General features: G+C 68.0%; 15 protein-coding genes. 3 read left to right on the top strand and 12 right to left on the bottom strand.

From position 1 onward, the window contains the following. Positions 1 to 8: 8 nt before the first annotated feature. Together purU and aceE are read right to left on the bottom strand one after the other, a co-directional pair. On the bottom strand, positions 9 to 860 hold the full coding sequence (gene purU / locus AC3ITM_RS01375) for a formyltetrahydrofolate deformylase (protein WP_489267834.1): 852 nt from the start codon (positions 858 to 860) through the stop codon (positions 9 to 11). Positions 861 to 926: 66 nt separating this feature from the next. Beyond that, positions 927 to 3,599, bottom strand: coding sequence for a pyruvate dehydrogenase (acetyl-transferring), homodimeric type (gene aceE, locus AC3ITM_RS01370; RefSeq protein WP_489267832.1), 2,673 nt, complete (start codon positions 3,597 to 3,599; stop codon positions 927 to 929). Positions 3,600 to 3,752: 153 nt separating this feature from the next. Between aceE and AC3ITM_RS01365 the strand changes: the two genes are divergently transcribed. Beyond that, complete coding sequence (locus AC3ITM_RS01365; protein ID WP_489267830.1) at positions 3,753 to 4,685, top strand: substrate binding domain-containing protein; 933 nt, start codon at positions 3,753 to 3,755, stop codon at positions 4,683 to 4,685. 43 nt (positions 4,686 to 4,728) lie between these two features. Here the strand turns inward: AC3ITM_RS01365 and AC3ITM_RS01360 are convergent, their stop codons facing one another. From AC3ITM_RS01360 to AC3ITM_RS01330, 7 genes are all read right to left on the bottom strand, one after another. Beyond that, positions 4,729 to 5,838, bottom strand: a complete 1,110-nt coding sequence (locus tag AC3ITM_RS01360; protein ID WP_489267828.1) for an NADH:flavin oxidoreductase/NADH oxidase — start codon at positions 5,836 to 5,838, stop codon at positions 4,729 to 4,731. A gap of 111 nt (positions 5,839 to 5,949) precedes the next feature. Beyond that, a complete protein-coding gene (locus tag AC3ITM_RS01355; protein ID WP_489267826.1) occupies positions 5,950 to 6,759 on the bottom strand; it encodes an NAD-dependent protein deacetylase in 810 nt (269 codons plus the stop codon). 40 nt (positions 6,760 to 6,799) lie between these two features. Further along, complete coding sequence (locus AC3ITM_RS01350; protein WP_489267824.1) at positions 6,800 to 7,213, bottom strand: acyl-CoA thioesterase; 414 nt, start codon at positions 7,211 to 7,213, stop codon at positions 6,800 to 6,802. A 326-nt stretch (positions 7,214 to 7,539) separates the two neighbouring features. Beyond that, positions 7,540 to 8,559 (bottom strand): ribonucleotide-diphosphate reductase subunit beta, encoded by a 1,020-nt coding sequence (locus AC3ITM_RS01345; RefSeq protein ID WP_038691153.1) that lies wholly within the window; start codon positions 8,557 to 8,559, stop codon positions 7,540 to 7,542. A gap of 228 nt (positions 8,560 to 8,787) precedes the next feature. Further along, the gene (locus AC3ITM_RS01340; RefSeq protein ID WP_489267822.1) at positions 8,788 to 11,199 is read right to left on the bottom strand and encodes a ribonucleoside-diphosphate reductase subunit alpha; all 2,412 of its coding nucleotides are present in this window, start codon (positions 11,197 to 11,199) and stop codon (positions 8,788 to 8,790) included. Positions 11,200 to 11,733: 534 nt separating this feature from the next. Beyond that, on the bottom strand, positions 11,734 to 12,834 hold the full coding sequence (gene zapE / locus AC3ITM_RS01335) for a cell division protein ZapE (protein ID WP_489267820.1): 1,101 nt from the start codon (positions 12,832 to 12,834) through the stop codon (positions 11,734 to 11,736). Next, on the bottom strand, positions 12,831 to 13,517 hold the full coding sequence (locus tag AC3ITM_RS01330; RefSeq protein ID WP_489267819.1) for an alpha/beta hydrolase: 687 nt from the start codon (positions 13,515 to 13,517) through the stop codon (positions 12,831 to 12,833). Before AC3ITM_RS01330 ends, zapE begins: the two co-directional genes overlap by 4 nt. A gap of 56 nt (positions 13,518 to 13,573) precedes the next feature. On the opposite strand from AC3ITM_RS01330, the gene AC3ITM_RS01325 reads away from it, so the two are divergent. Further along, positions 13,574 to 14,443 carry an EamA family transporter gene (locus AC3ITM_RS01325; protein ID WP_489267817.1) on the top strand — a complete coding sequence of 290 codons (870 nt, stop codon included), beginning with the start codon at positions 13,574 to 13,576 and terminating at the stop codon, positions 14,441 to 14,443. An 84-nt stretch (positions 14,444 to 14,527) separates the two neighbouring features. Here the strand turns inward: AC3ITM_RS01325 and AC3ITM_RS01320 are convergent, their stop codons facing one another. The 3 genes from AC3ITM_RS01320 to AC3ITM_RS01310 all read right to left on the bottom strand — a co-directional run bounded on the left by AC3ITM_RS01320 (position 14,528) and on the right by AC3ITM_RS01310 (position 17,306). Continuing rightward, positions 14,528 to 15,973, bottom strand: coding sequence for an ExeM/NucH family extracellular endonuclease (locus AC3ITM_RS01320; RefSeq protein ID WP_489267815.1), 1,446 nt, complete (start codon positions 15,971 to 15,973; stop codon positions 14,528 to 14,530). A gap of 94 nt (positions 15,974 to 16,067) precedes the next feature. Then, positions 16,068 to 16,586: a c-type cytochrome gene (locus tag AC3ITM_RS01315; RefSeq protein ID WP_489267813.1), complete on the bottom strand. Its 519-nt coding sequence runs from the start codon at positions 16,584 to 16,586 to the stop codon at positions 16,068 to 16,070. Between the two features lie 114 nt (positions 16,587 to 16,700). Next, the gene (locus AC3ITM_RS01310; RefSeq protein ID WP_489267811.1) at positions 16,701 to 17,306 is read right to left on the bottom strand and encodes a TetR/AcrR family transcriptional regulator; all 606 of its coding nucleotides are present in this window, start codon (positions 17,304 to 17,306) and stop codon (positions 16,701 to 16,703) included. 139 nt (positions 17,307 to 17,445) lie between these two features. Between AC3ITM_RS01310 and AC3ITM_RS01305 the strand changes: the two genes are divergently transcribed. Next, positions 17,446 to 18,609, top strand: a complete 1,164-nt coding sequence (locus AC3ITM_RS01305; protein ID WP_489267809.1) for an isovaleryl-CoA dehydrogenase — start codon at positions 17,446 to 17,448, stop codon at positions 18,607 to 18,609.

Below are 18,609 nucleotides of genomic sequence, written 5' to 3'. Positions count from 1 at the left end.
TTCTGCAGTCAGCGGAATACCACCGTGCGGTGGCCGTTGCGCAGGATGCGGTGTTCCACATGCCGGCGCACGGCACGGGCCAGCACCTGCGATTCGGTATCGCTGCCCAGCCGCACCAGGTCGCGCGGGGTCATCGCATGGTCCACGCGGGCCACGTCCTGTTCGATGATCGGGCCTTCGTCGAGGTCTTCGGTGACGTAGTGCGCGGTGGCGCCGATGATCTTGACCCCACGCGCGTGCGCCTGGTGGTAGGGCTGGGCGCCCTTGAAGCTGGGCAGGAAGCTGTGGTGGATATTGATCGCCCGGCCGGCCAGTGCCTGGCACAGCCGCGGCGACAGGATCTGCATGTAGCGCGCCAGCACCACCAGGTCGATCTGCTCGCGCTCGACCAGATCGATGATCTGCTGCTCCTGGGCCGCGCGGTTGTCGGCGGTGACCGGCAGGTGGTGGAACGGCACCCCATAGGAACCGGCCAGGGCGGCGAAGTCGTCGTGGTTGGAGGCCACCGCGGCGATTTCCACCGGCAGCTGGCGGCTGTGGGTGCGGAACAGCAGGTCGTTCAGGCAATGCCCCTGCTTGCTGACCAGCACCAGCAGGCGCGCGCGGCGGCGCGCATCATGCAGTTGCCAGTCCATGCCGAACCCGGTGGCCAGCGCCGCCATGCCCGCCTGGATGTCGGCCAGCGGCTGGCTGGCGGCACGGTCGAAATGCACGCGCAGGAAGAACCGGCCGCTCTCCTCATCGCCGAACTGCTGGGCGTCGAGGATGTTGCAGCCCAGCTCGAACAGCAGGCCGGACACACGGTAGACGATCCCGGTACGGTCCGGGCATGACAGGGTAAGAATGGAATCGGGGCGCATCGGCCCAGTTTAAGCGAGCACCGCCGTGCTGCGGGCGATGCTGTCAGATGCAACCAAGCCGGCCTGCTACACCCCCGCCGGGTCCAGCTTGTCCACGTTGATGCCGTACAGGTCGATCGCCACCTGCAGCCGGCTGCGCGCGATGCGGCCGTCATCGGCCAGCGCCTTCAGCGCGGCCAGCACGATGAAATGGCGGTCCACCTCGAAGAAGCTGCGCAGCGCCTCGCGCGTGTCCGAGCGGCCGAAGCCGTCGGTGCCCAGGGCGGCGAAGCGCCGGCCCTCGACGAACGGGCGGATCTGGTCGGCGACGATCTTCATGTAATCGGTGGCCACCACCACCGGGCCCGGGTGCGCGGCCAGGCACTGCTGCACGTAGGGCACGCGCGGCGCCTGGGCCGGATGCAGCAGGTTCCAGCGTTCGGCGGCCAGGCCATCGCGGCGCAGCTCGGTCAGGCTGGTGGCGCTCCAGACATCGCTGGCAATGCCGAAATCCTGTTGCAGCAGCGCCGCAGCCGCTTCCACTTCGCGCAGGATCGCGCCGCTGCCCAGCAGCTGTACGCGCAGCGCCGGGTCGCTGTCGGCCGCGGCCGGGTGCAGCAGGTACATGCCATTGAGGATGCCCTGCTCGGCGCCGGCAGGCATGGCCGGGTGCGGGTAGTTTTCGTTGAGCACGGTGATGTAGTAGTAGATGTCTTCCTGGTCCACGTACATGCGGCGCAGGCCGTCCTGGATGATCACCGCCAGTTCGAAGTTGTAGGTGGGGTCATAGGAGAGGCAGCTGGGAATCACCGACGACAGCACGTGGCTGTGGCCATCGTCGTGCTGCAGGCCTTCGCCCATCAGGGTGGTGCGCCCGGAGGTGGCACCGAGCAGGAAACCGCGGGTGCGCGCATCGGCCGCGGCCCAGGCCAGGTCGCCGACGCGTTGCAGGCCGAACATCGAATAGAAGATGTAGAACGGAATGGTGGCCAGGGCATGGTTGCTGTAGGCGGTGCCGGCGGCGATCCACGAGCAGATCGCGCCGGACTCGTTGATGCCTTCCTGCAGGATCTGGCCGTCCTTGGCTTCCTTGTAATAGCTCAGCTGGCCGGCGTCCTGCGGGGTGTAGAGCTGGCCCAGGTAGGAATGGATGCCGATCTGGCGGAACAGGCCTTCCATGCCGAAGGTGCGCGATTCATCGGGCACGATCGGGATGACCAGTTTGCCCAGCGCCGGGTCCTTGAGCAGCGTCCCGAGGATGCGCACAAAGCCCATGGTGGTGGACTGGCCGCGCTCGCCACTGCCCTGCAGCTGGGTGGCAAACGCCGACAACGGCGGCACCGGCAGCGGGTCGACGTGGGTCAGGCGTGCCGGCAGCTGCCCGCCCTGGGCCTGGCGGCGCTGGGCGAAGTAGCGTTCCTCGACGCTGCCCGGGGCCGGGCGCAGGTAGGGCATGTCTTCCAGCTGGTCGTCGGCTACCGGCAGGTCGAAGCGGTCGCGGAACGCACGCACCGCCTCCAGGCTCATCTTCTTCAGCTGGTGGTTGATGTTCTGGCCTTCGCCGGCCTCGCCCATGCCGAAGCCCTTGACCGTCTTGGCCAGGATCACGCTCGGGCGGCCGTTGCCGGCCACCGCCTGCGCGTAGGCGGCGTAGACCTTCTGCGGGTCGTGGCCACCGCGCGCCAGTGCCCAGATGTCGTCATCGCTCAGGTCGGCCACCAGCGCCAGCAACTCGGGGTACTTGCCGAAGAAATGCTCGCGCACGTAGGCGCCGTTCTGCGACTTGAAGGTCTGGTAGTCGCCGTCCACGCACTCCATCATGCGCTGGCGCAGCAGGCCGCTGCGGTCCTTGTCCAGCAGCGCGTCCCAGCCGCCGCCCCAGATCACCTTGATCACGTTCCAGCCGGCGGCGCGGAAGGTGCCTTCCAGTTCCTGGATGACCTTGGCGTTGCCGCGCACCGGGCCGTCCAGGCGCTGCAGGTTGCAGTTGACCACGAACACCAGGTTGTCCAGCCGCTCGCGCCCGGCCACCGAGATGGCCGCCAGCGATTCGGGCTGGTCCATTTCGCCATCGCCGAGGAAGGCCCAGACCTTGCGGCCCTGGTGTTCCTTCAGGCCGCGGTATTCCAGGTAACGCATGTAGCGCGCCTGGTAGGCCGCGGTGAGCGGGCCCAGCCCCATCGATACGGTGGGGAACTGCCAGAATTCAGGCATCAGCCGCGGGTGCGGATAGGAGGACAGGCCGTCGCGGTCGGACTCGCGGCGGAAGTTGTCCATGCGCGCCGGGTCGATGCGGCCTTCGACGAAGGCGCGGCCGTAGATGCCCGGTGCCGAATGGCCCTGGATGTAGATCATGTCGCCGTCGAAGCTGTCGGTGCGGCCACGGAAGAAATGGTCGAAGCCCACGTCATACAGCACCGCGGCGGACTGGTAGGTGGCGATGTGGCCGCCCACGTTGGAGTGCTTGCCGGCGCGCAGCACCATCACCATCGCGTTCCAGCGGATCATCGCGTTGAGCCGGCGCTCGATCGCCAGGTCGCCCGGATACGCCGGCTGGCGCTGGACCGGGATGGAGTTGACGTAGGCGGTCCAGGCGCGCGTGTGCAGGTCGCCATGGCCGGCCACGTCCTGGTCGCTGAGCTGGTCGATCAGGTAATGCGCGCGCGGACGGCCGGCCGCCTCGGTGACCGCCTGCAGGGCTTCACGCCATTCCTGGGTTTCCTGGGGGTCGGTGTCGAGGGGGACGGTCGCAAGGTTCATGGTGATCTCCAGGAAAGACGGCCGGGCCGGGCGCGGTGTGCGCTGGCCGGGGGAGAAACACCATAGGAGCCGCCCCGGGCCGCCGGTAGATCCGGCCCTGTTGGCTCTTTGCAAAGACAAACTTTGTAATCACAGGCGAGAATGGCGGTAACCATGAACATTCTCCAGTCAATCCGCAGCTTCATCCGCACCGCCGATGCCGGCAGCCTGGCCGCCGCCGCACGCACGCTGGGCATCAGCGCCGCAGCGGTGGGGCAGAACATCGCCCGGCTGGAGGCGCACCTGGGCGTACGCCTGTTCAACCGCACCACCCGCACCCTGGCGCTGACCGAGCGTGGCGCGCTGTACCTGGCCCAGGTGCGCTACATCGAGCGCGACCTGCAACGGGCGCAGGCGGCGGTGACCGACCTGGACGCCACCCCCGAAGGCCGCCTGCGCATCGCCTGCAGCACCTCCTTCGGCCGGCACAAGCTGGCCCCACTGCTGCCGTCGCTGAAGGCGCGCTACCCACGCCTGGCGATCGAGCTGCTGCTGGCCGACCGCAACGTGGACCATGCGCGCGAAGACGTGGATGTGAGCATCCGCATCGAGCCGCAGCTGGAGGAGGGCCTGGTCGCCCGGCCGATCGCCCAGGTGCCGTTCGTGTTCTGCGCCGCGCCGTCCTACCTGGCCCGGACCGGGATACCGCGCACGCCCGAAGCGCTGCGCGAGCACCGCTGCCTGCTGTTCCGCCATCCCAGGGACGGCCGCCACCTGCGCTGGGGGTTCGTGCGCGAGGGGCTGCGCTTCGACGCGGACGTCAGCCCGGCGCTGGTCAGCGATGACATCGACGCACTGGCGGCGATGGCGCTGGCCGGCGGCGGCATCACCCGGCTGGCCGCGTTCGTGGCCGCGCCCTACCTGGCCCGCGGCGAGCTGCAGGCATTGTTCGAGGACAATGCCGCCGGCGATGCGCAGGCGTTGCCCGAACCGATGCGGTTGTTCCTGTGCGTCAGCGACCGCCGCGACCTGACCCCGAAGGTGCGGGCGCTGATGCAGCACATCGTCGAAGGCCTGCCGGCGCAGTGGCGGGTGGACGTGGAATAGCCGCGCAGGCACCGGCCGCTGCCAGTGCCTGCGCACCGGTTGCTCAGCGCGGCGGGGCGATGAACACACCGCGCGCTTCGCGCGGCTCGCAACGCAGGTATTGCGGCGCCGGTTCGAGCGAATCGCCCAGCGCGGCGGCCGCATGCCACGGCCAGCGCGGATCGTAGAGGATGCCGCGGGCCAGGGCGATCGCATCGGCATGGCTGTGGCGCAGGATCGATTCGGCCTGGGCCGGGTCGGTGATCAGGCCCACGGCGATCACCGGCATGCGCAGCTTCTGCGCCTTGATCGCCTCGGCGAACGGCACCTGGTAGCCCGGCGACAGCGGAATCTGCTGGCGCGGGTCGTTGCCGCCGCTGGACACGTGCAGGAACTGGCAGCCACGGCCATCCAGCACATGGGCCAGGGTGGTGGTCTGCTCGATGTCCCAGCCGCCGGCCACCCAGTCGCTGGCCGAGATGCGCACGCCCACCGCGATGCGCGCCGACACTGCCTCGCGCACCGCGTCGAACACGCGCACCAGCAGGCGCATGCGGTTCTGCAGCGAACCGCCGTATTCGTCGTCGCGGCGGTTGCTCAGCGGCGACAGGAACTGGTGCAGCAGGTAACCGTGCGCGGCATGCAGTTCGATCAGGTCCAGGCCAATGCGTTCGGCACGCTGGGCGGCGGCGACGAAGGCGGCCACGACCGCATCGATGCCGGCCGCGTCCAGGGCCTGCGGGGTCGGGTCGGTGGCCGCGAACGGCACCGCCGACGGGGCCAGGGTGGTCCAGGCGCGCGGATCGGTGGCCGGCAGCGCGCCGCCGCCGTCCCACGGCCGTGCCGAGGACGCCTTGCGCCCGGCATGGCCGAGCTGGATGCCCAGCGGCATCGGCGACCAGCGCCTGACCGCGTCGATCACCTGCTTGAGCGCCGCTTCGGTGGCATCGTCCCACAGGCCCAGGTCGGCCCAGCTGATGCGGCCTTCGGGCGACACTGCGGTGGCTTCCAGGATCAGCAGGCCGGCGCCGGATTGGGACAACTGGCCCAGGTGGATCTGGTGCCAGTCGTTGGCCAGGCCGTCGGTGGAGGAGTACTGGCACATCGGCGCGATGACGATGCGGTTGGCCAGCTGCAGCGGGCCAAAGGACACGGGGGAGAAAAGCTGACTCAAGGGAGGGACTCTGGCGGGAACGGGAAACCGGCCGCTATTGCACTCCTGCTGCGCGTGCGAGGCAACCGTGCCGATGGATCACAGTTTCGCGGCGGTACACGCCCGCACCGTTCAGCCCTGTAGCAGGAAGGCCAGCGCATCGGCGCAGGGCTCGGCGATCTTCAGGCCGATCAGCTCGTCGGCGCGGGTGCGGCCCAGGTTGAGCGCGGCCACCGGCAGGCCGGCGTTGGCGGCGGCCTGCACGAAACGGAAGCCGGAATAGACCATCAGCGAGGAGCCCACCACCAGCACCGCATCGGCCTGCGCCAGGTGCGCCTGGACAGTAGCGACCCGGTCGCGCGGGACGCTTTCGCCGAAGAACACCACGTCCGGCTTGAGGATGCCGCCGCAGTGTGGGCAGGCCGGCACCTGGAAACCGCTGAAATCCAACCCGTCCAGGTCGGCATCGCCATCGGGGGCCTGGGCCGCGTCGAGCAGGTCCCAGCCGGGGTTGGACGCCAGCAGCAGGTGCTGGACGTCCTCGCGTGGAATGCGGACCTCGCAGCCCATGCAGCGCACCTGGTCCAGGCGGCCGTGCAGGTCGATGACCGCACGACTGCCGGCGCGCTGGTGCAGGCGGTCCACGTTCTGGGTGAGCAGGACTTCCAGTTGTCCGCGTGCCTCCAGCGCCGCCAGCGCGGCATGGGTGCCGTTGGGCCGCGCCTGGCCGAACCGCGGCCAGCCGAGCAGGCTGCGCGCCCAGTAGCGCTGGCGGGTGCCCGGCTCGCCCATGAAGGCCTGGTAGGTGACCGGCGGGGTGCGTTTCCACTGGCCGTCGGCATCGCGGTAGTCGGGGATGCCCGAGTCGGTGCTGCAGCCGGCGCCGGTCAGCACGAACAGGCGCTGGGCGCGGTCGATGAAAGCGGCAAGCGGGCTGGGCATGCTGATCAGGTGGGGGCGCATGGCCGGCAACGCAATCGGCTTACGGGCCGGGGATGCTGTCGGGCAGCGGCGGCACCGCGATGGGATGGCCATCGGCATCCAGGGCGATCATCACGAAGTGGCCGCGGGTGCACAGCTTGCGCTCGCCGGTATGCAGGTCTTCGGCGATCAGTTCCACTTCGACCTTCATCGAACTGCGGCCGACCTCGACGATGCGGCCGATGGTTTCGACCATCTGGCCGATGCGGATCGGCAGCTTGAAATCGACCTGGTCCGAGCGCGCGGTGACCACGGTGCGGCGCGAATAGCGCGCGGCGGCCAGGAAGGCCGCCTTGTCCATCCAGGCCAGCGCCTGGCCGCCGAACAGGGTGCCCAGGTGGTTGGTGTGGTTGGGGAAGACGATCTCGGCCATGCTGATTTCAGTGGGCGGGATGATGTCGGGGACTGGGGTCATGGCGGTGGCCGATGGAAGGGTGGGGTCGGCGCGGATGATACGGCAGGGGGCGTTAGTGGGTCGCGCAGAGCGTTGGGCGTCTTTCCGTTGGTAGGGGAGGAGGGGCGGCGGCCTATCGCAAGACACGCCGTGAACCCCTCCCTGGGGGCTCCTCCACAACATCCATGTTGTGGAGGGTCTTTCGATAGGCCACTGCCCCTCCTCCGCACAGTCCGCGCGGGCGGTTGGATGAACTGCAGCCATGCATGGCATGGCTCTACCGTGTTCCGGGCAACAAAAAACCCCGGCATTGCCGGGGTTTTCCGCTAACGCGCAAACCGCTGCAATCAGAACGACATGTCGAACGACACTTCGCCCTTCACGCCCACCTGGTAGGCCGAGGAGCGGCGCTCGAAGAAGTTGGTCAGTTCCTGCACGTCCTGCAGTTCCATGAAGCTCAGCGGGTTGCGCACGTTGTACTTGCGCTCCATGCCCAGGCGGTGGAAATGGTTGTCGGCGCAGTGCTGCAGGTACTGGCGCATGTCGCGGGTGGAAATGCCGGCCACGCCGCCGGACAGCACGTCCTCGGCGAACTGCACTTCGCATTCGATCGCTTCGGCCAGCATGTCATAGACCTGCTGCTTCATCGCATCGTCGAACAGGTCCGGCTCTTCTTCGCGGATCACATCCACGCACTCGAAGGCGAACTCCATGTGCGCGCTTTCATCGCGGAACACCCAGTTGGTACCCGAGGCCAGGCCGTTGAGCAGGCCGCGCGAACGGAAGTAGTACACGTAGGCGAAGGCGGCAAAGAAGAACAGGCCTTCGATGCAGGCGGCAAAGCAGATCTGGTTGAGCAGGAACTGGCGGCGTTCGTCGCGGGTTTCGATCCGGCGCAGGTCCTGGATCGAGTCGATCCACTTGAAGCAGAAGTCGGCCTTCTTCTTGATCGAGTCGATGTTCTCCACCGCCGCGAACGCCTTGACGCGCTCGTCCGGGTCGGGCAGGTAGTTGTCGAGCAGGGTCAGGTAGAACTGCACGTGCAGGGCTTCTTCGTACAGCTGGCGCGACAGGTACATGCGCGCTTCGGGCGCGTTCAGGTGCTGGTACAGGTTCAGCACCAGGTTGTTGGACACGATCGAATCGCCGGTGGCGAAGAACGCGACCAGGCGGTGGATCAGGTGGCGCTCGCCCGGCGACATCTTGCTGTGCAGGTCGCTGATGTCGATCTGGAAATTGATTTCCTCGACAGTCCAGGTGTTCTTGATCGCGTTGCGATACATGTCATAGAACTGCGGGTAGCGCATCGGGCGCAGGGTCAGTTCAAAACCTGGATCGAGCAACATCTGGCGCGGCGTGTCTGCCATGGGGATTTCCTTGGTTCGGTGGGCAGCTTCCCGGGGGAAGCGTCGAAAGACCCGCGCGTGTGCGCGGCGGGCTTCCGGCACCGCGCGCGCTGCGCGCGTGCGGTGTCAGCGGTGTTTGGGGTACAGCGGCCGGGCATGCCCGGCGGTGTGGCGGGGCCGATCGTTTTTACGTACCCACCAACGGTGGGTACCTACCGCGGAGGCCGGCCCATGGGGCCGGCACGCCTTTTACTGGCACGCCTCGCAGCTTTCCGGGTTCTCCAGCGAGCAGGCCACGGCTTCGTCGGGGGTGAACACCTTTTCCGGCGCAGCGTGCGAGCCCTGGCTGATCGTGGTCTTGGCGATCTTGGTGGCCGGACGCGAACGCAGGTAGTAGGTGGTCTTGATGCCCTGCTTCCAGGCGTACATGTACATGGACGACATCGCACCGATGCTCGGGCTTTCCATGAACAGGTTGAGCGAGGCGGACTGGTCGATGAACGCGCCGCGCTCGGCGGCCATGTCGATCAGCGAGCGCATCGGCAGTTCCCAGGCGGTGCGGTAGATGTGGCGCAGGGTTTCCGGGATCTGGGTAATGCCCTGGATCGAGCCTTCGGCCATCTTGATCGCATCGCGCATTTCCGGCGTCCAATGGCCCAGCTTCTTCAGCTCGGTCACCAGGTAACGGTTGACCTGCAGGAAGTCGCCGGACAGGGTCTCGCGCTTGAACAGGTTGGACACCTGCGGCTCGACGCACTCGTAGCAGCCGGCGATCGAGGCGATGGTCGCGGTCGGGGCGATGGCGATCAGCAGCGAGTTGCGCAGGCCATGCTCCTTGATGCGCTCGCGCAGCACATCCCAGCGCGCGGTGTCTTCGGGCACCACGTTCCAGGCATCGAACTGCAGCTCGCCGCTGGCCGCGCGGGTGTCGGCGAAGGACGGGTGCTTACCACGTTCCTGGGCCAGCTCGCACGAGGTTTCCAGCGCGTGGAAGTAGATCGCCTCGGCGATCTTCTTCGACAGCGCGCGCGCTTCGGCACTGTCGAAGGCCAGGCGCTTGCGGAAGAACACGTCCTGCAGGCCCATGCAGCCCAGGCCGACCGGACGCCAGCGCAGGTTGCCGCGGCGGGCGGTTTCGATCGGGTAGAAGTTCAGGTCGATCACGCGGTCGAGCTGGCGCACGGCCAGGCGCACGGTGTCGGCCAGCTTGTCGAAATCGAACTCGCCATGCGCGTCGAAATGGTTGCCCAGGTTGATCGAGCCCAGGTTGCACACCGCGGTCTCTTCGGCCGAGGTGATTTCCAGGATTTCGGTGCACAGGTTGGACAGGTGGATCACGTTGCCCGGGCGCAGGGTCTGGTTGCTGGCGCGGTTGCACTTGTCCTTGAAGGTCATCCAGCCGTTGCCGGTTTCGGCCAGGGTACGCATCATCCGCGAGTACAGCTTGCGCGCGGAGATGGTGCGCTGGGCCTTGCCCTGGGCTTCGGCCTGCAGGTAGGCCTGCTCGAAGGCTTCGCCGAACAGGTCGGTGAACTCGGGCACCACGCGCGGATCGAACAGCGACCATTCCTGGTCGGTCTCCACCCGCTGCATGAACAGGTCCGGGATCCAGTTGGCCAGGTTCAGGTTGTGCGCACGGCGCGATTCGTCACCGGTGTTGTCGCGCAGTTCGAGGAAGTCCTCGATGTCGGCGTGCCAGGTTTCCAGGTAGACGCAGGCCGCGCCCTTGCGCTTGCCGCCCTGGTTGACCGCGGCCACCGACGAATCCATGGTCTTCAGCCACGGCACGATGCCGTTGGAATGGCCGTTGGTGGACTTGATCAGCGAACCGCGCGAACGCACGCGGGTGTAGCTGACGCCGATGCCGCCGCTGAACTTGGACAGCTGGGCGATGTCGCCGTACTTGGCGTAGATCGACTCCAGCGAATCCTGCGGCGAATCCAGCAGGAAGCACGAGGACAGCTGCTCGTGGGTGGTGCCGGAGTTGAACAGGGTCGGGCTGGACGGCAGGTAGTCCAGGTTGCCCATGCGCTTGTACAGCGCCAGGGTTTCGGGCACGTCTTCGCTCAGCGCGCTGGCGATGCGCAGGAAGAACTGCTGCGGGGTCTCGATCACCTTGCGGGTGTGCGGATGGCGCAGCAGGTAGCGGTCGTACAGGGTACGCAGGCCGAAGTAGTCGAAATGCAGGTCCAGGCTCGGGTCGATCGCATCGTTGAGCTTGCGCGCGTTGACCTGCACGAAGTCGAGCAGGCGGGCGTTGATCAGGCCCACTTCGTGGCCGCGGCCGACCGACTGCGAGAACGCGTGGATTTCCTGGCCGGACACTTCCTTGGCGATGAAGTTGGCCAGCAGGCGTGCGGCCAGGCGGCCGTATTCGGGTTCTTCGCCGATCAGCAGCGCGGCGGTGCGGATCGACAGCTCGTCCAGTTCCTGGGTGGTGGCGCCGTTGTACAGGCCGGAAATGGTGCGGGTGGCCACGCGCATCGGGTCCACCGAATGCAGGCCCTCACAGCAACGCTGCACCGCGCGCACGATCTTGTTCAGGTCCACCAGCTCGGTAGTACCGTTGCGCTTGGTCACGCTCATGGCGGTAGCGGTGGGCGGCGAGGTCAGCAGGAAGTCGTTTTCCTGCTCGGTGGCTGCGCGGGTTTCGGTGCTCACGGCGGTATCCTCTTGGCGTGATTTGGGGTGGTACGGCATCACCTGGCTTGCTGGCACAGGACCGGTACACCAACCCTCAGAGTGGACCTTCGGTGTCGCATGGGCCGCGACTGCGCAGGCAGGCCTGCGGGCGGTTTCCCTGCGTCACCGGTCCTCTCCCCCGAGAGTGGTGCGGCCGGCACCGCACGCTGTACTTCGTGCGGCTGTCGATCGCGCTCCAGGCCATCGGCGTGGAGGCGGTTTCCCCGTCAACTTGTGGTTGGCCGGACCGACAGCCACAAGATAGTGGGGGTACCGGGGATCGTCAACGTCGGATGCAGGGTTTTTCGCCAACCCCTTGCGGCGCAAGGATCCGCCTTCCAGGCGCGCCGACGAACGGTGCGGACCCGTCGAAAGCGAGTGCGCAGTCAAGGCCGAAACAGCCATGCCGGATGCGACGCAGGGGCACGGAAAACAGAACAACCCGGCTCACATGGTTCTAACAAACGCCCCCCGGCGGCCCCGGCCGGCGCCCGCCCGCGGGGCGCGCCCCGTTCAGGCCCGGTGCGCGGTGCCCAGGTACTCGGCGCTCTGCATTTCGATCAGGCGCGAGGCGGTGCGCTCGAAGGCGCCCTGCAGGCGCTGGCCCGAATACAACGCCACCGGGCTGTCGGTGGCGGTGCAGACCAGGTTGACGTGGCGGTCGTACAGCTCGTCGATCAGGTTGACGAAGCGGCGCGCGGCATCTTCGTTGCGTGTGTCGAAGTGCGGGATGTCGCCCAGCAGCACGGTATTGAACTCGTGGGCGATCTCGATGTAATCCGACGGGCCGCGCGGGCCCTCGCACAAGGCCTTGAAATCGAACCAGACGATGCTCTTGCCGCGCCCGCGCACCGGAATCTTGCGCGCCTCGATCTCGATGTTGCCCGCCTTGGCCGGCTGCCCGCCGCTGAGTTCGGCCCAGCGCGAGCCCAGCCAGGCATCGCTGCCGGCATCGCGCGGGGCCTGGTACACCGGCGAGCGGGTCAGCGCGCGCATCCGGTAATCCTCGGTGCCCTCGGCATACAGTTCCACGCAGTAGGTCTGCAGCAGGCCGATCGCCGGCAGGAAGCTGTCGCGCTGCAGGCCGTTCAGGTACAGGTTCTCCACCGCGGTATTGGAGGTGGTCACCAGGGTCACGCCCTCGGCGAACAGGCGCTCGAGCAGCCGCGCCAGCAGCATCGCATCGCCGATGTCGGTGACGAAGAACTCATCGAGCACCAGCACCCGCAGCCGGCTGCGCCATTCCTGCGCGATCTTGGCCAGCGGGTCGCTCTGCCCCTGGTGCTCGCGCAGGCGCTCGTGGATGCCGCGCATGAAGCGATGGAAATGGGTGCGGTACTTCTGCTCGATCGGCAGGCCGTCATAGAACAGATCGACCAGGAAGGTCTTGCCGCGCCCCACCCCGCCCCAGAAATACAGGCCCTTGACCGGCTCGGGCTTCTTCCAGAAGGCCGACAACCGGTCCAGCCAGCCGTCCTGGGCGCTGTCGACCAGCGCCACATGGATGCGGTCCAGCTCGGCCAGGGCGGCGTGCTGGGCCGGGTCGTTCTGCCACTCGCCGCGGGCCACGCCATCGGCGTAACGCTGGGAGGGCGTCATCGCGGTGTCGCTCATGCCGCGTCGGGTGCCGCGCCGGGTGCGGGATTGGGCAGCCACTGCTTGACGCCATGCATGAGCGCACCGCGCAGATCGACCACCTTGCGGTGGAAGAAGTGGCTGGTGTCGGGCATGCGCACCAGTTCGTGCGGGGCATCCAGGCCGTCCAGCCATTCATAGACCGCCTGCGGATCGACGATCTCGTCTTCCTCGCCCTGGATCACCAGCCACTGGGCCGGCGGCTGCACGCCGTCGAAATCCCAGCGCCCGGCCGGTGGCGCGATCGAGATCAGCGTGGTCGGCTGCAGTTCGCCGGCGGCCCGCAGCGAGACATAGGCGCCGAAGCTGAAGCCGGCCAGCCACAGCGCCTGGCCGGGCCGCTGCGCGCGTACCCAGGCGGCGACGGCCTTGAGGTCGTCCTGTTCGCCCACGCCGTTGTCGAAGGTGCCGGCCGACTCGCCGACGCTGCGGAAGTTGAAGCGCACCGTGGCAATGCCCAGGTCGCGCAGCGAACGCGCGGCCATGGTCACCACCTTGTTGTGCATGCTGCCGCCCTCGGTGGACAGGGGATGGCAGACGATCGCCACCACCGGCTGTACCGCGACATCGGCCTCGGGCAGATCGACCACGACATCCAGCGGACCGACCGGTCCGGCCAGCGTCAGCGCACCGCTTTGTTGGGGAAATGGGGGATTGTGCATGGCGTCATAATACCGTCCCTCCGCGTGCTTCAGCGCCGCCACCGCCGGGTCCGTACATGCACTATCTGGTTTTCAGCGTTCTCTGCAGCGTGCTGGTCTCGGTCCTGCTGAAGCTGGCCCCACGCCGGCGGCTGGACATGGCCCAGGTGGTGACCTGGAACTACCTGGTGGCCGCCGTGCTCAGCCTGGTGCTGCTGCGCCCGTCCCTGGCCATGCTGCAGACCGGCCACGCGCCGTGGCTGGCCCTGCTGGGGCTGGCGATCACGCTGCCGACGATTTTCCTGGTGATGGCAGCTGCGGTCACCCGTGCCGGCATCGTGCGCAGCGACGTGGCCCAGCGCCTGTCGCTGCTGCTGTCGCTGCTGGCCGCCTTCCTGGTGTTCGGCGAAACCGCCAACGGCTGGAAACTGGCCGGGCTGGGCCTGGGCCTGCTGGCCATCGTGGGGATCAGCGTGCGCCCGCGCGGCGCGGCGGCCGAGCCCGGCGGGCAGCGCGCATGGCCGTGGCTGCTGGGGGTGTGGGTGGGCTACGCGCTGGTGGACATCATGCTCAAGCAGGTGGCGCTGTCGGGTACCCCGTCGATGGCCGCGCTCACCGCCAGCTTCGGCCTGGCCTTTGTGCTGATGCTGGCGCTGCAGCTGTGGCGGCACGTCCGCCGGGCCTCACCGCTGCACTGGCGCAACCTGGGCGCCGGGGCGCTGCTGGGCCTGCTCAACTTCGGCAACATCCTGTTCTACGTGCGCGCCCACCAGCACCTGCCCGACAGCCCGGCGGTGGTGTTTGCCGGGATGAACATCGGGGTGGTGGTGCTGGGCGCGCTGGTGGGCGTGTTCGCGTTCGGCGAACGCACCAGCGTGTGGAACCGCGTGGGCCTGGGGCTGGCGGTGGTGGCGATCGGGCTGATCGCCTGGGGCACGGCCCGGTAGGGATCGACCGTTGGTCCACACGCCGGTAGGTATCGACCGTTGGTCAGCGCACCGGTAGGTATCGACCGTTGGTCGATACACCGATCAGCGATCGAACCCCAGCAGCAGCGGGTCGTGGTCCGAACTGCGCCACGGGCCCTTTTCATTGCGGTCGCGGTAGCCCACGTCGTCGGCTTCGTCGGCGTTGGTATGCCATTCGGCGGCGCCGCGCAGGCGGGCGGCCATGCCCGGGCTGAGCAAGGCGTGGTCCAGACGGCCGCTCATGCCGTTGTAGACGTAGCTGTAGGGGCGCTCGACCTTGGCCACGGCGAAGGCATCGCGCCAGCCGGCGTCGTGCAGGGTGCGGATCGGATCTTCCATCGCATAGGCGTTGAAGTCGCCCAGCAGCACCGCATCAGCGGTGCCGGCGCCGGTCGGGTCGGTACGCAGCCACTGGTCCAGCAACCGCGCCGATTCAACCCGGGTCGCATTCCAGCAGGCCTGGTCGTCCTTCTGGTCGGCGTCGGCCCCGGTCGCTTCGGAGCAGCCCTTGGACTTGAAATGGTTGGCCACCACCACGAACGGTGCGCCCTTGCCGGCACGGAACGCCTGCGCCAGCGGCACCCGGCTGTGCGGGCCGAAGGGCCCCTGCTCCAGCGTGGCCGGCGCGCCCACCGGGGTCAGCCGGGAGGCGCGGTAGATGATGCCGACCCGGATCGGATTGCCGCCCGGGCCCTTGCCGGCATCGATGAAGTGCCAGTCGGCGCCGGCGCCACGGTCGGCATTGAGTGCATCGACCAGCTGGGCGATCGCCGACTGCGGGCCATACCCATCGTTCTCCAGCTCCATCAGCGCGGCCACATCGGCGCCCAGCGCGTTGATGGTGCCCACCAGCTTGGCCTTCTGCGCCTGGTGTTCGGCCGGCGTGCGGGCGCCGCGCAGGGTCGGGAAGCCACCGCCCTGGCCGTCGCCGTTGAAGAAGTTCTCCAGGTTGAACGCCGCCACCTTCAGCTTGCCGGCCACCACCGGCACCGCCGGGCGCTCCAGCGCCGGCAGCGCCGGCGGCCGGGTCACCTGCAGGCGCGCGGTGCCCTTGGCATCCACCCGCACGATGCCTTCGACATTGCGCAGGACCATGCCGGTGCGCAGGTTGGCGCCGGCCGGCAGGTAGGCCACCGGGCCGGGATCGCGCGCATCGCTGCCGTCGTCGAGCAACAGGCGGCGATGCGCATTGTCGGCGGTCACCTGCGAATGCCCGGCACTGCGCGGGGCGGCCACTTCGCTGGGCTGCCAGAGACGGCCGCCGAAGGCCACGGTCAGCTCGCCGAAGCGCGCCAGCCCGTCGGTGCCGGCCAGGGTCAGCGGCGCGGCGATGCGCACCTGCTGGCCGTCCAGCGCGCGCCAGTCGCTGGGCGGCGCGGTCAGAGTGACCGTGGCCGGCGTGGTCGGGGCCGGGCGGGCCTGCGCCGAGGGGGCAGCCTGCGGCTGAGCAGCATGGACGGCAGCGGACAATGCCAGCGCGAGGGCGAACACGAGAGGGGTACGGCGCATCGGAAGCGGAACTCCAGGAAAGTGCGGCAAGGCTAACCACATAAAGTGAAACGCCGCCCTTCGGCGGCGTCGGTGGCCTGATCCGGCAAAGCCGTTATTTCAGGTTGGCCAGCATCCAGTCGACGGTGGCGTGGATCTGCTCTTCGGTCAGCGCCGGGTTGCCGCCCTTGGGCGGCATGATCCCGCCGTCGGGGCCGGTATAGCCTTCCAGCGCGTGCTTGTAGAGGGTGTCCTTGCCCTGGGCGATGCGCGCATCCCAGTGGCTGTGGTCCAGCGTGGGCGCCTTGCCCACCCCGTTGGTATGGCAGGCGGTGCACAGGTTGTCGTAGATCACCTTGCCGTCGGTGGTACCGCCATAGGCCACCTGCGAGGCGGCCTTGGCCATGGCGGCGGCTTTGGCGGCCGCCTGCGCGGCCACGCCGGTGCTGCCGGCATACACCGCACCGGCCGGGGCGATGCGTTGTTCGGTGCGCTTGACCGCCAACGGTGAGACTTCCGGGGGAATACTGGTGTGCAGGTAGGCTGCGAACAGAATCAGGCCGAGCGTGATGGCCATCAATAACGCGATGACCATGGAAAAGCGTTTCAGGAACTCGAGGTCGTAATTCCGCACTCTCTATACCCCTGGCTGGTAGTCGTTGGACCACGGCTTGTCGCCCGAGTATGACCAGCGTCGGCCGGGCTCTGCAAGCGGGCCCGGTCTATCGCATTGCAGCATGGGCGCCGCTCAGGCGCCGGCAGCGCGCAGGCAGAAATCGCAGATCGAGGCGACCAGTGCATCTTCGTCGCCATGCGCATCGCGGCTGGGCGCGGTCGGCCCGACCAGGGCCTCGGTGAAGGCGCCGACGATGCAGGCCGCGGCCACATGGCTGTCCTGTGGCGGGAAGCTGCCGGCCTGGATGCCCTCGGCGACGATGCGGTGGAACACCTGGCCGAACAGCCGGCGGCAGCGGATGCGCTCGGCTTCCACTTCCGGATCGACCGGTTCGGCGATGAAGGCATAGGCCAGCCCGGGCCCGGCCAGCGCGCGCCGCACGAAGGCGGTGATCGCCCGGCGCAGGCGCTCGGGCGCCGGCAGCGGTTCGGCCGCGATCGCCTCGAAAATGCGCAGCTCATGGTCCACCGCCGCGGTCAGGACCTCGACGAACAGCTCGGCCTTGGACGGGAAGTGGCGGTAGATCAGCCCGGTGGAAACCCCGGCCTGGGCCGCCACGGCGGTCACCGGAGCATTGCGGTAGCCGCCGGCCGCCACCAGCTCGCGGGTGGCCAGCAGGATTCGTTCGCGGGCTCCGGCGAGGCGTTCTTCCATCAATGCAGAGCGTTTGTAGGCCATTTGTTGATTCTATGTTCAATTTTTGAATTTGTATTCACTTCTTCGACAAACCCCGCTACGCTGGGCCAAATCGCCCGCCGGACGGCCGTTGCCGTCCATTCCAGGTGGCGCGCCCCATCCAGCCGTTGCGGAGTCGACCATGCACGTCCCCACCATGAATTTCGACCTCGGCGACGAGATCGACCTGCTGCGCCAGAGCGTGGCCCATTTTGCCTCGGCCGAGATCGCCCCGCTGGCCGCCCAGGCCGATGAGGACAACGTGTTCCCCAATGCGCTGTGGCGCAAGCTCGGCGAGCAGGGCCTGCTCGGCCTGACCGTGGAAGAAGAATATGGCGGCAGCGGCATGGGCTACCTGGCCCATGTGGTGGCGATGGAAGAGATCTCGCGCGCCTCCGGCGGCATCGGCCTGTCCTACGGCGCGCACTCCAACCTGTGCGTGAACCAGCTGCGCAAGAACGGCAACGAAGACCAGAAGCAGCGGTTCCTGCCCGGCCTGTGCAGCGGCGAGAAGGTCGGTGCGCTGGCGATGAGCGAGCCGGGCGCCGGTTCGGACGTGGTGTCGATGAAGCTGCGCGCCGACAAGCGCGGCGACCACTACGTGCTCAACGGCAACAAGATGTGGATCACCAACGGCCCCGACGCCGACGTGCTGGTGGTCTACGCCAAGACCGACGTGGACGCCGGCGCCAAGGGCATCACCGCGTTCCTGGTCGAAAAGGGCATGCCCGGCTTCAGCACCGCGCAGAAGCTGGACAAGCTGGGCATGCGCGGCTCCAACACCTGCGAACTGGTGTTCCAGGATTGCGAAGTACCGGCCGAAAACGTGCTGGGCGCGGTCGGCGGCGGGGTCCAGGTGCTGATGTCCGGGCTGGACTTCGAACGCGTGGTGCTGTCCGGCGGCCCGCTGGGGCTGATGGCCGCGGCGATGGATGTGGTGATGCCCTACGTGCACGAGCGCAAGCAGTTCGGCCAGGCGATCGGCACCTTCCAGCTGATGCAGGCCAAGCTGGCCGACATGTACGTGGGCCTCAATGCCTGCCGCGCCTACGTGTATGCGGTGGCGCGCGCCTGCGACCTGGGCCGCACCACCCGCCAGGACGCCGCCGGTGCGATCCTGTACTCGGCCGAGAAGGCCACCTGGCTCACCGGCCAGGCCATCCAGGTGCTGGGCGGCAACGGCTACATCAACGAGTACCCGACCGGGCGCCTGTGGCGCGATGCCAAGCTGTACGAAATCGGCGCCGGCACCTCGGAGATCCGCCGCATGCTGATCGGCCGCGAACTGTTCCAGCGCACCAAGTAA

This window comes from Stenotrophomonas sp. KH_029 (assembly GCF_057839765.1).
The sequence above is the reverse complement of the archived record's forward strand: the minus strand, read 5'-3'. Positions and strand labels throughout refer to the sequence as shown.

Bases quoted from the DNA above. Each gene is read 5' to 3' on its own strand.
- purU (WP_489267834.1), bottom strand. From the start codon at position 860: ATGCGCCCCGATTCCATTCTTACCCTGTCATGCCCGGACCGTACCGGG.
- aceE (WP_489267832.1), bottom strand. From the start codon at position 3,599: ATGAACCTTGCGACCGTCCCCCTCGACACCGACCCCCAGGAAACCCAG.
- AC3ITM_RS01365 (WP_489267830.1), top strand. From the start codon at position 3,753: ATGAACATTCTCCAGTCAATCCGCAGCTTCATCCGCACCGCCGATGCC.
- AC3ITM_RS01355 (WP_489267826.1), bottom strand. From the start codon at position 6,759: ATGCCCAGCCCGCTTGCCGCTTTCATCGACCGCGCCCAGCGCCTGTTC.
- AC3ITM_RS01350 (WP_489267824.1), bottom strand. From the start codon at position 7,213: ATGACCCCAGTCCCCGACATCATCCCGCCCACTGAAATCAGCATGGCC.
- AC3ITM_RS01345 (WP_038691153.1), bottom strand. From the start codon at position 8,559: ATGGCAGACACGCCGCGCCAGATGTTGCTCGATCCAGGTTTTGAACTG.
- zapE (WP_489267820.1), bottom strand. From the start codon at position 12,834: ATGAGCGACACCGCGATGACGCCCTCCCAGCGTTACGCCGATGGCGTG.
- AC3ITM_RS01330 (WP_489267819.1), bottom strand. From the start codon at position 13,517: ATGCACAATCCCCCATTTCCCCAACAAAGCGGTGCGCTGACGCTGGCC.
- AC3ITM_RS01325 (WP_489267817.1), top strand. From the start codon at position 13,574: ATGCACTATCTGGTTTTCAGCGTTCTCTGCAGCGTGCTGGTCTCGGTC.
- AC3ITM_RS01320 (WP_489267815.1), bottom strand. From the start codon at position 15,973: ATGCGCCGTACCCCTCTCGTGTTCGCCCTCGCGCTGGCATTGTCCGCT.
- AC3ITM_RS01310 (WP_489267811.1), bottom strand. From the start codon at position 17,306: ATGGCCTACAAACGCTCTGCATTGATGGAAGAACGCCTCGCCGGAGCC.
- AC3ITM_RS01305 (WP_489267809.1), top strand. From the start codon at position 17,446: ATGCACGTCCCCACCATGAATTTCGACCTCGGCGACGAGATCGACCTG.